This window comes from Mycolicibacterium arseniciresistens, from assembly GCF_030519285.1.
Lineage (GTDB): Bacteria > Actinomycetota > Actinomycetes > Mycobacteriales > Mycobacteriaceae > Mycobacterium > Mycobacterium arseniciresistens.
Map to the genome: position 1 here is coordinate 17,710 of NZ_JAUMSQ010000028.1, position 14,045 is coordinate 31,754.

At 67.6% G+C, this 14,045-nt stretch carries 15 protein-coding genes; 8 read left to right on the forward strand and 7 right to left on the reverse strand.

Features of this window, described 5'->3' with window-relative positions; translation table 11 throughout:
* Nucleotides 1-17 precede the first annotated feature (17 nt).
* A complete protein-coding gene (locus Q2100_RS06815; protein WP_302913375.1) occupies nt 18-353 on the reverse strand; it encodes a DoxX family protein in 336 nt (111 codons plus the stop codon).
* Nucleotides 354-403: 50 nt separating this feature from the next.
* On the opposite strand from Q2100_RS06815, the gene Q2100_RS06820 reads away from it, so the two are divergent.
* Nucleotides 404-961 carry a TetR/AcrR family transcriptional regulator gene (locus tag Q2100_RS06820; RefSeq protein ID WP_302913376.1) on the forward strand — a complete coding sequence of 186 codons (558 nt, stop codon included), beginning with the start codon at nt 404-406 and terminating at the stop codon, nt 959-961.
* Between the two features lie 182 nt (nt 962-1,143).
* Here the strand turns inward: Q2100_RS06820 and ku are convergent, their stop codons facing one another.
* Nucleotides 1,144-2,091 (reverse strand): non-homologous end joining protein Ku, encoded by a 948-nt coding sequence (gene ku / locus Q2100_RS06825; protein WP_302913377.1) that lies wholly within the window; start codon nt 2,089-2,091, stop codon nt 1,144-1,146.
* A 59-nt stretch (nt 2,092-2,150) separates the two neighbouring features.
* Here ku and Q2100_RS06830 point away from each other — a divergent pair, with 59 nt between their 5' ends.
* The gene (locus tag Q2100_RS06830) at nt 2,151-2,642 is read left to right on the forward strand and encodes a hypothetical protein (RefSeq protein WP_302913378.1); all 492 of its coding nucleotides are present in this window, start codon (nt 2,151-2,153) and stop codon (nt 2,640-2,642) included.
* On the opposite strand, the gene Q2100_RS06835 is transcribed toward Q2100_RS06830, so the two are convergent.
* From Q2100_RS06835 to Q2100_RS06845, 3 genes are read right to left on the reverse strand one after another with little or no spacing between them, the layout of a single operon-like run.
* Nucleotides 2,623-3,558: a carbohydrate kinase family protein gene (locus Q2100_RS06835; protein ID WP_302913379.1), complete on the reverse strand. Its 936-nt coding sequence runs from the start codon at nt 3,556-3,558 to the stop codon at nt 2,623-2,625. The two genes, Q2100_RS06830 and Q2100_RS06835, sit on opposite strands and share 20 nt — an antisense overlap.
* Complete coding sequence (locus tag Q2100_RS06840) at nt 3,555-4,967, reverse strand: mannitol dehydrogenase family protein (protein ID WP_302913380.1); 1,413 nt, start codon at nt 4,965-4,967, stop codon at nt 3,555-3,557. The genes Q2100_RS06835 and Q2100_RS06840 overlap by 4 nt, the downstream gene beginning before the upstream one ends.
* Nucleotides 4,964-5,965, reverse strand: a complete 1,002-nt coding sequence (locus tag Q2100_RS06845) for an NAD(P)-dependent alcohol dehydrogenase (protein WP_302913410.1) — start codon at nt 5,963-5,965, stop codon at nt 4,964-4,966. The genes Q2100_RS06840 and Q2100_RS06845 overlap by 4 nt, the downstream gene beginning before the upstream one ends.
* Before the next feature lie 115 nt (nt 5,966-6,080).
* Here Q2100_RS06845 and Q2100_RS06850 point away from each other — a divergent pair, with 115 nt between their 5' ends.
* The 6 genes from Q2100_RS06850 to Q2100_RS06875 are packed head-to-tail and all read left to right on the forward strand — an operon-like array spanning nt 6,081 to nt 12,723.
* A complete protein-coding gene (locus Q2100_RS06850; protein ID WP_302913381.1) occupies nt 6,081-7,085 on the forward strand; it encodes a sugar-binding transcriptional regulator in 1,005 nt (334 codons plus the stop codon).
* 24 nt (nt 7,086-7,109) lie between these two features.
* On the forward strand, nt 7,110-8,480 hold the full coding sequence (locus tag Q2100_RS06855; RefSeq protein WP_269892657.1) for an ABC transporter substrate-binding protein: 1,371 nt from the start codon (nt 7,110-7,112) through the stop codon (nt 8,478-8,480).
* Nucleotides 8,480-9,463 (forward strand): carbohydrate ABC transporter permease, encoded by a 984-nt coding sequence (locus Q2100_RS06860; RefSeq protein ID WP_302913382.1) that lies wholly within the window; start codon nt 8,480-8,482, stop codon nt 9,461-9,463. Before Q2100_RS06855 ends, Q2100_RS06860 begins: the two co-directional genes overlap by 1 nt.
* 2 nt (nt 9,464-9,465) lie before the next feature.
* A complete protein-coding gene (locus tag Q2100_RS06865; RefSeq protein ID WP_269892655.1) occupies nt 9,466-10,338 on the forward strand; it encodes a carbohydrate ABC transporter permease in 873 nt (290 codons plus the stop codon).
* A gap of 29 nt (nt 10,339-10,367) precedes the next feature.
* Nucleotides 10,368-11,450, forward strand: a complete 1,083-nt coding sequence (locus tag Q2100_RS06870; RefSeq protein WP_302913383.1) for an ABC transporter ATP-binding protein — start codon at nt 10,368-10,370, stop codon at nt 11,448-11,450.
* 4 nt (nt 11,451-11,454) lie between these two features.
* Complete coding sequence (locus Q2100_RS06875) at nt 11,455-12,723, forward strand: DUF4032 domain-containing protein (RefSeq protein WP_302913384.1); 1,269 nt, start codon at nt 11,455-11,457, stop codon at nt 12,721-12,723.
* Nucleotides 12,724-12,771: 48 nt separating this feature from the next.
* On the opposite strand, the gene Q2100_RS06880 is transcribed toward Q2100_RS06875, so the two are convergent.
* The gene (locus Q2100_RS06880; protein ID WP_302913385.1) at nt 12,772-13,638 is read right to left on the reverse strand and encodes a type IV toxin-antitoxin system AbiEi family antitoxin; all 867 of its coding nucleotides are present in this window, start codon (nt 13,636-13,638) and stop codon (nt 12,772-12,774) included.
* Nucleotides 13,639-13,797: 159 nt separating this feature from the next.
* Complete coding sequence (locus tag Q2100_RS06885) at nt 13,798-14,022, reverse strand: hypothetical protein (protein ID WP_264010745.1); 225 nt, start codon at nt 14,020-14,022, stop codon at nt 13,798-13,800.
* Between the last annotated feature and the right edge of the window lie 23 nt (nt 14,023-14,045).

Below are 14,045 nucleotides of genomic sequence, written 5' to 3' on the forward strand. Positions count from 1 at the left end.
CTAGTAAGACGGCGCGGTCAGAGGTGCTCGCTCACGACGGCGAGCGAGAGCGCGGCGAGAACCAGGGGCACGCCGATCCGCCCGGTATCGCGGGCGCGGAGGTGGAACGCCGTCGCGACGACGAAGTACGCCGTGAGGAACCCGCCCGCGGCGAGGCTGGCGGGTTGCCACCACAGTCCGGCGATCAGCGCGCAGGCAGCGATCAACAGCAGGACGGCGAGTCCGTTCAGCCAACGCTCGGGAACGCCCGCGCGCCGGTAGCTCTCGACCACCGCAGGACGGTGCGTCAGCTTCATCCCCGCCGAGGCCGCGAGTATCGCCGCCAGGATCGCCGACACGATGATGAGCGCCATGCACCAATGTAAACATTTGTATAGATTGGTGACAAGACCGGAGGAGATCGATGAGCCCCCAGCGCAGCAACCGCGAGCAACTACTCGCCGGCGCGATGCGGTGTCTCGAACGGTTGCCACTCAATCGCGTCACCGCCCGCGAGGTCGCCGACGAGGCGGGCGCCAATCTGGCGTCGATCGGCTATCACTTCGGTTCAAAGGACGCGCTTGTGACGGCGGCGGTGATCGAGGGCCTCGATCGCTGGCTGGAGGAGGTGCAGCAAGGCCTGTCTGGGTTAGGCACCGCCAAAGGATCCCAGCGGCTGAATGATGTCAATGCGATCGTCGAGCGGACCCGACGGCGCCACGCCGGGCTGGTGCAGAACTTCTTCGCGGCCGTCGCGATGGCGCGCCATGACACGGTAGTTCGCGACCAACTCGCCGACGGGTTCACCCGCACCCGGCCGGCGATCGCGCGGCTCCTCGGGTTCGGTGACGAGGGTGACGACGCCGCGACGCTGGCACTGGCGATGTTCTACGGACTCTTGATCCAAACGGAACTCGACCCGGCGTCGGCTGTTTCCGGCGACCGGTTCGACGCCGCGCTCGCGCAGCTGCTCCAGCGTTGACGCGTCGAGAGCGCTCGTCGCCGAACGTGCGTCCAGTGCGAAAAAACCCGCCGAGAATCGCAACCACCGCACGCTCGGCGCGGCGGGGGCGAGCGGGGGCGCGGGTGACCCGCGCGAGTGTGAAACGTGGGCGGAGAATCGGCCCGAATTCCGCCCACGTTAGACACTCGCGGGCGCGGGGACTACTTCTTGGCCGCGGCCTTCTTGGCCGGAGCCTTCTTCGCGGCCTTCTTGGCGGGTGCCTTCTTCGCCGCGGCTTTCTTCGCGGGGGCCTTCTTGGCCGGCTTGTCGCCGTCGCCGTCGCCGTCGCCGTCGTCGTCGGCTTTCCCGTCGGAACCGCCGCGACGCGCCTTCACGCTCGCCTCCAGCCTGGCCAACAGGTCGGACACGTCCTCGGTCTCGTCGAGCTCGGTCGGCTGCTCCTCGACCGCGAACGCCTCGCCGCCCTCGAGCTTGGCCTGCACCAGTTCGCGCAGCTGCTCCTGGTAGTCGTCGTGGTAGCGGTCCGGGTTGAAGTCGTCGGTCATCGACTCGACCACCTGGCCGGCCATCTTCAACTCGGCCGGCTTGATGTCGACCTCCTTGTCGAGCACCGGGAAGTCGGGGTCACGGATCTCGTCGGGCCACAGCAGCGTGTGGATCACCATCACGTCGCGCTTGCTGAAGTCCTTGACACGCAGGGCCGCAAGCCGCGTCTTGTTGCGCAACGCGAAGTGCACGATGGCGACGCGGTCGGTCTCGGCGAGTGTCTTCGCCAGCAGCACATAGGATTTCGATGACTTGCCCTCGGGCTCCAGGAAGTAACTGCGGTCGTACATCAGCGGGTCGAGGTCGGCGGCAGGCACGAATTCGAGCACCTCGATCTCGCGGCTGCGCTCCTCGGGCATGGTCGCGATGTCCTCGTCGGTGATGATGACCATCTGGCCGTCGTCGGACTCGAAGGCCTTGGCGATGTCGCGGAACTCCACCACCTCACCGCAGACCTCGCAGACCCGCTTGTAGCGGATGCGGCCGTTGTCTTTCTCGTGGACCTGGTGGAACTTGATGTCGTGGTCTTCGGTCGCGCTGTAGACCTTGACCGGCACGTTCACCAGGCCGAAGGCGATCGATCCCTTCCAGATGGAACGCATGTTGCCAGTATGGCGGCAAACAGCACGGAAAGGCGATGAGCCTGGCTTAAGGTGCGTTCGTGGCGGGACGCTCCCACGTCGTCGACCCCGACGGCGTCACCTGGACGGTGCGACGACGATGGTTACCGTGGCGGCGAGCGATGGCACTGCGCGAACTGTGGCACACCGAGTCGAAAGAGGGCGAGACGCCCGAAACCCCGGCAGAGGCCGAGGAGTCGAAGGAACCGGCGAATCCCGTGGGCAAGGTGCTGTTCTGGGTGCTGGGGATCATCATCTGGGCGGTCATCGGTATCGGCAAGCTGCTGTTCATCGTGCTCGCGGTGGTGCTGACGGTGACGGTCTCGGTGCTCGACATGCTGGTGCAGCTGATCGTGCTGCCGATCGCCATCGCCGCGAGATCGATCGGGATCTCGCGCTGGCCGGTGCAGGTCGATCGGGAGAAGCTGCACCACCGCACCGAGAGCGCCGCCGGGTTCGACGCGGCCGGCGAACTCGTCGACCGGCTGGCGGCTCAGATCCGCGCCGGGGAGTTCACTGCCCAGGCGAGTTGAGGGCCGCGTCGCGGGTCGCGCGGTCGGGTAGGTCGGCGCCGGCCTTGGCGACGGTCAACGCCGAGGACAGCGCCGCCGTCTGCAACATGGTGTGCAGCGCGTCGAGGCTGATGCGGCGCAAGTCCTGACGCCGGCCCGCGCCGAGCAGGTCCTGCGTCCAGAGCGCGTCGATCATGCCGGCCATGAATGCATCGCCGGCGCCCACGGTGTCGATCACCTGCACCGGCCGCGCGGCCACGCGCGCCGTACCCGCCTCGCACATCGCGAAGGCGCCGCGGCCACCCATCGTCACCGCCACCACCGACGGGCCGAGGCCCAGCCAGGTACGGGCGATCTGTTTGGGCGTGCGATCCGGCTCGAGCCACTGCAGGTCCTCGTCGCTGACCTTGACGACGTCGCAGCGCTCCACCAGTCGCTCGATGCGAGTCCGGGCGGTGGCGTCGTCGTCGATCAACGAGGGCCGCACGTTCGGGTCGAAGGTGAGCGTCGCCGAGAGGTGGTAGGCGTCCAGCAGCGCCACGGCTGCGCGACACCCCGGTTCGAGCACCGTGGCGATCGACCCGGTGTGCGCGACGAGCGGCGGCGCCACCTCCGGTGTGCCCGAGAGCTGCCAGTCGATGTCGAACTCGTACTTCGCCTGGCCGTCGGCGTCGAGGGTGGCCAGCGCGGTCGGGGTGTGCGACGCGGTCATGCTCCCCGCGACCATGGAGACTCCCGAGCGTTCGACGTGCTCGACGATGCGGCGGCCGCGGTCGTCATCGGCGATGTGGGTGAGGAAGTCGACGTCGCGGCCCAGAAGGGCCAGGCCGACGGCCACGTTGAGCGGGCTGCCGCCGACGTGTTCGCCCTCGATGGCGCCGTCGCGTTCGACGATGTCGATCAGCGCCTCACCGATCACCAGCGCGCGTTCGGTCATGACGGGCTCACCAGCCTCTCCAACGTGGCCCGCGCCCCGTCGCGGTGCAGCGACTCGAGCGCCCACGTGTAGGCCTCGGCGAAGCGTGACTGCTCGGCGAGGTCACCGAACAGGTCGGTGTATTCGAGGAACGCCAGCGGGTTGTCGTACTGCGCCTTGGCCAGCGGTATCAACGTCTCGGCGCGCTGATCCTGGACGTCGATCGGTTCGCCCTGTTCGTCGACGCCCTCGGCGTAGCGGGCCCAGCTCGCCACCACCGCCGCGGAGAGTCGGACCGGCGCACCGCTTTTCAGGTTCTCCCGGATCACCGGCAACAACCACTGCGGGATGCGGTCCGACGACCCGAAGCACAGCCGGGCGACGGTGTCGCGCACGCCGGGGTTGGCGAAGCGTTCGATCAGGGTCCGTTTGTAGTCGGGCAGGTCGATGCCCGGCACCGGCTTCAGCGTCGGGGTGCCCTCGGAATCCATGTACTGACGCAGGAACTCGGCGATCAGCGGGTCGCCCGCGGCGTCGTGCACCAGCCGGTAGCCGGACAGGTAGGCGAAGTAGCACAGCGCCTGGTGGCCGGCGTTGAGCAGCCGCAGCTTCATCAGTTCGTAGGGCGTCACGTCGTCGACCAGCAGCACGCCGGCGTCCTCGAACGGCGGCCTGCCGTCGGAGAACGAATCCTCCAGCACCCAGGACGTGAACGGCTCGGCGACCACCGGCCATTCGTCGTCGACGCCGAATTCGTCTGCAACGGTGGCGATCACCTCCGGTGTGGTGACGGGGGTGATGCGGTCGACCATCGAGTTGGGGAATCGGGTGTGTTCGGTGATCCACTCGGACAGCCCGGGATGCACGCGGTCGGCGTACGCGGTGAACGCCGCGCGGGCGACGTCGCCGTTGCCCTCGATGTTGTCGCACGACACGATGGTCGGCGACGCCACGCCCCGGTCGCGTCGCCGCGCCAGCGCTTCGGCGACGAGGCCGAACACGTTGACCTCCGGCAGCGAGTCGAGGTGGTAGCCACCCTCGGTGATGGTCAGCGAGATGATGCGGGTGGTGGGTGCGGCGAGCAGTTCGACGACGCCCTCCGGGTCGTCGGGCGCGAAGCGGTAGTCGACGATCGAGCCCATCACCCGGGCTTCGCGGGTGCCGTCGGGCTTCTCGAGCAGCAGCGTGTAGAGGCCGTCCTGGGCGGCCATCACGTCGGCCATCTTGCGATCCCCGGGCAGGATGCCGACTCCGCAGATCGCCCACTCGGAGGCGGCGCCCTCGCCGAGCAGGCGGTCGACGTACATCGCCTGGTGGGCCCGGTGGAATCCGCCGACGCCGAAGTGCACGATGCCGACAGTCGTTGCCGCGCGGTCGTACTCGGGCTTGGGGATCTCGAGCTGCGCCAGCGTCGACGCGTTGAGCTTCATGACACGGTCACCACTGCCTTGACGCTACCCGGCGTGCGGTCGGCGTCCAGTGCCTCAGCGGCCCGTTCCAGCGGGAAGCGGGCGGTCACCATCGCATCGAGGTCGACGCGCTTGGACTCGATCAGCGCGATCGCGGTCGGCCAGGTGTTGGCGTAGCGGAACACCCCGGTCAGCATCAGCTCGCGGTTCTGGATCACCTGGGTCGGCAGCTCCATCGTCTCCGCGCCGGATCCGACGAGCACGACGGTGCCTGCCGGCCGCACCGCACGGATACCGGCGGTCACCGCCGACGGCGCGCCGGAGGCGTCGATGAACGCGTCGACACCGAGGTCGCCGAGCGGTCCGGCCGTCGGGTCGAGCGCCGCGGTCGCGCCGAAGCCCAGCACCTGCCGCCGCCGTGCCTCGTCGGGATCGCTCACCACGATCTCGGTGGCGCCGTAGGCGCTGCAGATCTGGGAGATGACGACGCCGATCGGGCCTGCGCCGGCGATGAGCACCCGGGAACCACCGGTCACCTCGGCCTTGCGCACCGCGGCGATGCCGACCGACAGCGGCTCGCACAACGCCGCGGCGTCGTCGGACACGGTGTCGGGCACCGCGTGCGCGAAGGCGGCGCCGATGGTGACGTAGTCGCAGAACGCGCCGTCGATGGGCGGCGTCGCATAGAACTGCATGTGCGGACACAGGTTGTAGTGGCCGCTGCGGGTCTCCACGGTGTCGGGGTCGGGCCGCTGCGGCTCGATCGACACGCGCTGACCGATCCGCGCCGGGTCCACCCCGTCGCCGACGCCGACGATCGTGCCCGACGCCTCGTGGCCCAGCACCAGCGGCGATTCGACGACGAACGAACCGACGCGCCCATGCCGGTAGTAGTGCGTGTCCGAACCGCAGACCCCGACCGATGCGACCCGGACCAGCACGTCACCGGCCTGCGGTGTGGGCACCGGCCGCTCCTGCATCGCGATGGTCCCGAGCTCGACCAGCACGGCGGCCCGCATCCGCTGGTCCGGGGAAAGTGTTGTCTGCGTCACACCCATCATGTTAACGTGATGAGCATCTAGACGCACCCCTGAGCAAATGCTCATGGTTGAGACGCGAGAGCGGGGTGGAGGAATGACGGTGTCGACGCCGGATCGTGCCACGACGGCGCATCGCGTCCAGCCCGAGGATCTTCGGCTGGCTCTTCGCGCCGCGACGCTCTACTACCTCGACGGCCTCACCCAGGCCGAGATCGCAGCACGCCTCGGCGTCTCGCGCCCGACGGCCGGCCGGCTGGTGGCCCGCGCGAAGTCCCGCGGCCTGGTCCGCATCGAGGTGGTGGTGCCCGCCGACCTCAGTGACGACCTGCACGCCGAGGAGGAGCGCGAACTCGAGCAGCGGTTCGGCCTCACCGAGGTGGTGGTCGCCGGGCACGGTGTGGACATCGGTGCGCCCGGCCGCCCCCCCGCCTACGCCAGTGTCGGCCGCGCCGCCGCGGCGCTGCTGATGCGCCGCCTCACCCCCAACGACGTGCTCGGCTTCACCTGGGGGCCCGAGCAGGTGGCGGTGGCGACGGCGTTGACCGCCGGTATGGCGACCTGCCGTGCCGTGGTGCAGCTCGACGGCTCGATGTCGAGCGCCGCCTACCAGACCGGTGTCGAGCTCATCCTCAGCCGCTGCGCGGACACGTTGCGCGCCAACACTATCCGGCTACCCGCTCCGCTGTACGCCGACCCGTCGACGGTGGCGTCCATGCGCAGTGACTCGATGATCTCGCGCACGCTGGAAGCCGGCAGGCGCGCCGACGCGATGCTGTTCGGAGTGGGTGCCGTCTCCACCTCGACCACGCTGTTCGAGGGCAGCTTCCTGGACACCCGGATGCTCGACGAGCTGATATCGATGGGCGCCGTCGGTGAGATCGGCGGACGGTTCTTCGACGCCGACGGTCGGCCCGTCGACAGCGAACTGCAGGCCCGGGCAGTGTCCGTTCCGCTGGAGGACGTGCGGGCGTGCAAGAAGACCCTGCTGATCTCCAGTGGCGCAGGCAAGCACCAGGCCACGCTGGCCGCCCTGCGGGGCGGTCTCGCCAAATTACTCGTGTGTGACATCGATTGTGCCCGTTGGCTACTCGCCCGGTGACCGGGCAGTGAAAGGTAGGTCAGTGTGAAGACTCGACGGAGAGTTCTACACCGGTTCTCGGCGTGCGCCGCCGCGGTGGGGCTGACGTTCACCGCCGGTTGCGCGGGCGCGGGCAGCCTGGGCGCATCGGACAACGAGGTGACGATCGCCCTGGTGTCCAACTCGCAGATGGCCGACGCCCAGGAGCTGTCGACCGAGTTCGAGAAGGAGAATCCCGGCGTCAAGCTGAAATTCATCTCGCTCTCGGAGAACCAGGCCCGGGCGAAGATCACCATGTCGACGGCCATGGGTGGGAGTCAGTTCGACGTCGCGATGATCAGCAACTTCGAAACCCCGCAGTGGGCCAGGGACGGCTGGTTGCTCAACCTCTCGGACTACGCGAAGAACACGCCAGGGTACGACGAGGAGGACTTCATCCCGTCGCTGCGGGAGTCGCTGTCCTACGAGGGCAACATGTACTCGGTTCCCTTCTACGGCGAATCGTCGTTCCTGATGTACCGCAAGGATCTCTTCGAGCAGGCCGGCATCAAGGTCGACCAGAATCCGAACTACCAGCCCACCTGGCAGGAAGTCGCAGGCTGGGCGAAGACCCTCAAGACCGGCGACCGGGCCGGGATCTGTCTGCGCGGCAAGCCGGGTTGGGGTGAGGTGCTCGCACCGCTGGACACGGTGATCAACACCTTCGGCGGCCGCTGGTTCGACGAGCAGTGGAACGCCCAGCTCAACAGCCCCGAGGTGAAAGAGGCGGTCAACTTCTACGTCAACACGATCAAGGAATCCGGCGAATTGGGTGCCTCCTCAACCGGATTCCAGGAATGCGCCAACCTCTTCGGCCAGGGTCAGACGGCGATGTGGTACGACGCGACGTCGGCGGTGTCGGTGCTCGAGGATCCGCAGACCTATCCGGACCTGGTCGGCAAGATCGGCTACCTGCCTGCGCCGATCGTCGAGAAGCCCAACTCCGGTTGGCTGTACACCTGGGCGCTCGGCATCCCGAAGGCTGCCAAGAATCCCGACGGAGCGTGGAAGTTCATCTCGTGGATGACCAGCAAGGACTACATGAAGCTGGTCGGCGAGAAGCTGGGCTGGGCGCGGGTGCCACCGGGTAGCCGCACCTCCACCTACACCGAACTGCCGGAGTACGAGGCGATCTCGAAGTCCTACGGTCCGTTGACACTGAAGTCGATCGAGAGCGCCACCCCGAACCAGCCGACCGTGCAGCCGGTGCCGTACACCGGCATCCAGTTCGTCGGCATCCCGGAGTTCCAGGACCTGGGGACGCGGGTGAGCCAGCAGATCAGTGCGGCGATCGCCGGGCAGAAGTCCGTCGACGACGCGCTCGAGCAAGCACAGTTGTATGCCGAGGTCGTCGGCAAGAGCTACCAGGAGAAGTGATGACTACAACTTCGGTAACCTCCGAGTCCACGGCCGCGGCCGACGAGAAAGCCGTCGCCGAACGCGTTCGAAAGATCAAGGAGGCCCAGGACGTCGGCGTGAGTCGGGCCGAGGGATGGCGACGGCGAGGTCCGCTGCTTCCCGCTCTGATCTTCATGATCGCGGTGACGCAGGTGCCGTTCCTGTTCACGCTCTACTACTCCACGCTGTCGTGGAACCTGGTGCGGCCCGGCTCGCGGCAGTTCGTGGGGTTCAGCAACTACCTCGCGGTCATCCAGGACAGCCAGTTCTGGTCGGTGGCGGGCAATACCGTCATCCTGATTGTGGGGGTGGTGCTGATCTCGGCGGCGCTCGGGCTGGGAATCGCGCTGCTGCTGGATCGCGCGTTCCTCGGCCGCGGTGTGGTCCGCACGCTGTTGATCACCCCGTTCCTCATCACACCCGTCGCGGGTGCGCTGGTCTGGAAGACGACGATCCTGGACCCCAACAACGGCATCCTCAACTGGGCGCTGTCGCTGGTGGGAATCGGTCCGGTCGACTGGATTGGTCAGTTCCCATTGGCCATGGTGATGGTCGAATTGATCTGGCAGTGGACGCCGTTCATGATGCTGCTGATCCTGGCCGGCCTGACGTCCATGCCTCGCGACCAGCTCGAGGCGGGCCGGGTCGACGGGGCGACCGCGATCCAGCTCTTCCGGGAGTTGACGCTGCCGCACCTTCGGCGCTTCATCGAACTCGGTGTCGTGCTCGGCGCGGTCTACCTGGTCAACACGTTCGACGCGATCTTCATGATGACGCAGGGCGGGCCGGGTGTCGCCAGTGCGAACCTGCCGTTCTACATCTATCAGCGCGCGTTCCTGGGCTTCGACATGGGGCAGGCGGCGGCCATGGGCGTGGTGGTCGTCATCTTCACGATGATCATCGCCAGCTTCGCCCTGCGGTTGATCTTCAAATCATTCTCCGGCAAGGAAGAGGCGGCCTAGCTATGACTACTACCACTGCCGAAAAGGCCACGGCGACCAGAGATGGCGCTCCGGTCCGCAAGAAGAAGTCCAAGAAGTTCAGCCCGTGGGGCATCGTGGCGTGGCTGGTCGGACTCGGCTTCTTCTTCCCGGTGTTCTGGATGGTGCTCACCTCGTTCAAGGCCGAGAGTGACGCGGCGACCAATCCGCCGAAGCTGTTCTTCGTCCCGACGCTGGATCAGTACTCGGCCGTCTTCAATCAGGGCATCGGGCCCGCCATGCTGAACTCGGTGTTCGCCACCGCCATGTCGACGATCCTGGTGCTGCTGCTCGGCGTGCCCGCGGCGTTCGCCCTGTCGCTGCGGCCGGTCCGCAAGACCTCCGATGCGCTGTTCTTCTTCATGAGCACGAAGATGCTGCCCGTCGTCGCGGCGATCCTGCCGCTGTACGTGATCGTGTCCAACATCGGCCTGCTGGACAACATCTGGGCCCTGGTGATCCTGTACACGTCGATGAATCTTCCGATCGCAGTGTGGATGATGCGGTCGTTCTTCCTCGAGGTGCCGGGCGAACTCCTCGAGGCCGCCAGCCTGGACGGCGCGAGCCTGTGGCGATCCGTGCGAGAGGTGATCCTTCCGTTGGTCTCGCCCGGCATCGCGGCGACGGCGCTCATCTGCGTGATCTTCGCCTGGAACGAATTCTTCCTCGCGGTGAACCTGACCGCGGTGAACGCACAGACGATGCCGGTGTACCTCGTCGGCTTCATCGCCGGTGAGGGACAGTACTGGGCCGTGTTGTCGGCGGCCGCGACCATGGCGGCGCTCCCCGTGATCCTCTGCGGGTGGTTCGCCCAGAACAAGCTGGTGCGCGGACTCTCGTTCGGCGCGATCAAGTAAACGTCAGAAAACGAACCGGGAGAAGAACAATGGCATCAATCACCTACAGGAACGCCTCCTGCATCTATGAAGGCTCCGACAAGCTCGCGGTCGACAACCTCAACCTCGACATCCAGGACGGCGAATTCGTCGTCCTGGTCGGACCGTCCGGTTCGGGCAAGAGCACCGCACTGCGCATGCTCGCCGGACTCGAGGACATCGACGAAGGCGCCATCGAGATCGGCGGCAAGGACATGACGGGCGTGCCGTCGAAGGATCGCGACATCGCGATGGTGTTCCAGAACTACGCGCTGTACCCCAACAAGACCGTGGCCGAGAACATGGGCTTCGCACTCAAGCTGCGGGGTGTCTCCGCCGACGAGCGGCGCAAGAAGGTCGAGGACGCCGCCAAGATCCTTGACCTCACCGAACACCTGGATCGCAAGCCCGCCAAGCTGTCCGGCGGTCAGCGGCAACGCGTCGCGATGGGCCGCGCCATCGTGCGCGAGCCGCAGGTTTTCTGCATGGACGAGCCGCTGTCCAACCTGGACGCGAAGCTGCGCGTGCAGACCCGCACCCAGATCGCCGCGCTGCAGCGGCGTCTGGGCACCACCACCGTCTACGTGACCCACGACCAGGTGGAGGCGATGACGATGGGCGACCGGGTGGCCGTGCTGCGCTTCGGCAAGCTGCAGCAGTTCGCCTCGCCCAATGAGCTCTACGACCGGCCGGCAAACGCGTTCGTCGCCGGCTTCATCGGTTCGCCCGCGATGAACCTTGTGACGGCACCCGTCGTCGCCGACGGTGTACGGATCAGCGAGGACTCCACGCTGCCGCTCGAGCGCGAGCACCTGACCAAGCTGCACGAGGCGGGGGTCGAGAAGGTCACGCTCGGCATCCGCCCCGAGGATCTCGAGGTGTCACCGGGCGGCGGTATCGACGTCGTCATCGACCTCGTCGAGGACCTCGGCAGCGAGACCTACCTGTACACCCACGCACATCCCGACGTGGAGTTGGTGGCGCGGTCGCTGTCCCGCAAGCCGGTCAAGCTGGCCGACACCATAGAGTTGCGGATGAAGCCGGAAGGCAATGTGCACCTGTTCCATCCGGAGACCGGCGAACGTCTGAACTGACATCATGCGCCCGCCGGAACTGCGGCTGCGGGCCCCCACGGCGGGTCTGCTCGCCTTGCCGTGGGACCTGCCGTTGGTGCACTGGAAGGCTCCCGACGTCGCGCTGCGCGACCTCCCCGTCGGCCCGAGCCGGCACCTGGTGAAGTTCGTCGAGGCCGACGGCGCGCTGTGGGCGGTCAAGGACATGCCCGCGCGGATCGCGGTCAAGGAGTTCGACGTGCTGCGCCGGCTCGAGGAGATGGCGCTGCCTGCGGTGCGTCCGGCCGGCGTGGTGGTGCAGCCGGAGTTCGACACGGCGATCCTGGTGACCCGCTACCTCGAGGGGTCGTGGCAGTACCGGCGGCTGTTCATGCGGTTGCCGCCGGACGAGCCCAAGCACCGGGCGCGGTTGCTGGACGCGATGGCGGGCCTGCTGGTGGAACTGCACCGCCACGGTGTCTTCTGGGGTGACTGCTCGCTGGCGAACACGCTGTTCTCGAGGGACGGTCAACTCCTGGCCGCGCACCTCGTCGACGCCGAGACCTCCGAGGTGCACCCGTCGCTGAGCCGCGGGCAACGCCGACAGGATCTGGACATCATGGTGCAGAACGTGGCGGGCGGCATGATCGACGTGGCCGAGCGCATCGGCGCCTCGGAAGGGTTGCAGGACAAGCTGATCGAAGAGGCCAAACAGGTCGAGAGGCGTTACCGGGATCTGTGGGACGTGCTGCACGCCGAGCCGGTGTTCGGCTTCACCGACCGCTACCGCGTCGAGGGCACCATCCGCCGGCTCAACGACCTCGGCTTCGCCGTCGACGAACTGTCACTGCAACCCGACAGCGCCGACCCGAGCCGGTTACGTGTGCACGTCGTGGTCGGCGACCGGCGCTACCACGCGCAGCGTCTGCGAGATCTCACCGGCATCGACGCCGGAGAGGGGCAGGCCGCGATCCTGCTCGGCGACCTGTACGCCTACCAGGCGCAGCTGTGCCGCGAGGCCGGCCACGACGTCGACGAGTCGACGGCCGCGCGGCTGTGGGTGATGGAGGTGCTGACGCCCTACGGCCACCTCGCTCATCAGGCCGTCCACGGCGCCGGCACGCAGATCCAGGCGTACTGCGACATGCTCGAGGTGCGGTGGCTGCTCAGCGAGCAGGCCGGCCGCGACGTCGGCACCAACAAGGCGCTCGCGGCGCTGGCGGGCGACGTCATCCCGGTCGACTCGGCGGCGAAGCTGGCCGTCGCCGAGGTCCCGACGGCGCCGTTCGCGGTGTTGAGCGCCGACGACGAGTAGCGGGGATCGGTCGCCGAGTTCTACAGCAGGGCTGTCCGCGAGGCCACATCACGACCGTGGCGTAGAACTGGGCGGAGGGGTCCAGCCGCGACGGCCGAACGCCTCGTGCACCCGATGGAGGATGAACTGCCGACTGTGTTCGGCCACCACTCGCAGGTCGATCCAGCCCTGACGCTCGATGAACTCAGCTCGGCCGATGTCGTAGACGTACTGACCGCGAATGGTTGCGTGGTGGGCGCCCTCGTAGTCGAGGCCGACCATCGGTTCGTCGTAGCCCATGTCGATGAAGGCTTCTCGGTGGCCGTCGGCGACGCGGATCTGCGTGCGCGGCGCAGGCAACCCGGCATCGATGAGGAGCAGCCGCAACGAGGTCTCCCGTGGTGACTGGGCGCCGCCGTCCATGAGATGCAAAGCGACGCGGGCGCGCCGTGTGCCGCGTGCGCCGCGGTACCGCTCGGCGAGCACCAGGGCATCCGCGGCCGTGACGCCGGTGGCCGCGGCAAGCGCGTCGAGGTGCTGCACGGCGCGGTCTCGGGGAAGGTGCCGCGCGAGGTCGAACGCCGTGCGTGCCGGCGTCGTGACGGGAAGTTCGCCGACTCGAGCGACTTCGTCGGCGCCGAGCCGTTCTTCGCGGACGATCACACCGGGACGGGGCCGCCCGTGCGCAGCGATCACCTCGATGGGCGTTGATGCGTCGACCCATCGTGCGCCGTGCAGTGCGGCCGCAGCTCGCCCGGCGATGACGCTCCGCCTTTCGGTCCAGAGCCAGGCGGCCACGGTGTTGCTCCACAACGTCGGTTCGGCGCCCTTGGCCACATACACCCGCGGGTGCTGAGCCCGGTAGTTCCATCGCAGGCGGCCGCGGGTGAGGGCGCCGCTGCTGAGTGCTTCGCGACCGATCAGGGGTTGGTCCATGGATCGATGGTCAGCAGTGACGCCGACGCGAGAGACGGCTCAGCGTCGACTCACGACGCGGGCTGTGGATGAATGGCCGACTGTGGACGACGATTTCTACACCAGGGTCGCTGAAGCGCGACGATCACAGCCCTGGTGTAGAACTCGCGCACAGAAGCGTCAGACGGCGGGTTCGTTGCCGGGGTCGAGACCGACGGGCACCTGCGGGTTGGCGCCGGGCGCGTCGTGGGTGAAGTGCTGGTGGGCCATCGCCCTGCAGTTGTCGTCCATCGGCGTCTGATCGCCTGAGCAGTAGGGCACCCAGTCGCGGGGATCGGCGGCGGCCTGCGGCGCGGCGATCATGGCGCCGACGGCGAGGATGCACGCCGCGCACAGGATCTTCACTGGTACGACGCTACAACGGGTAA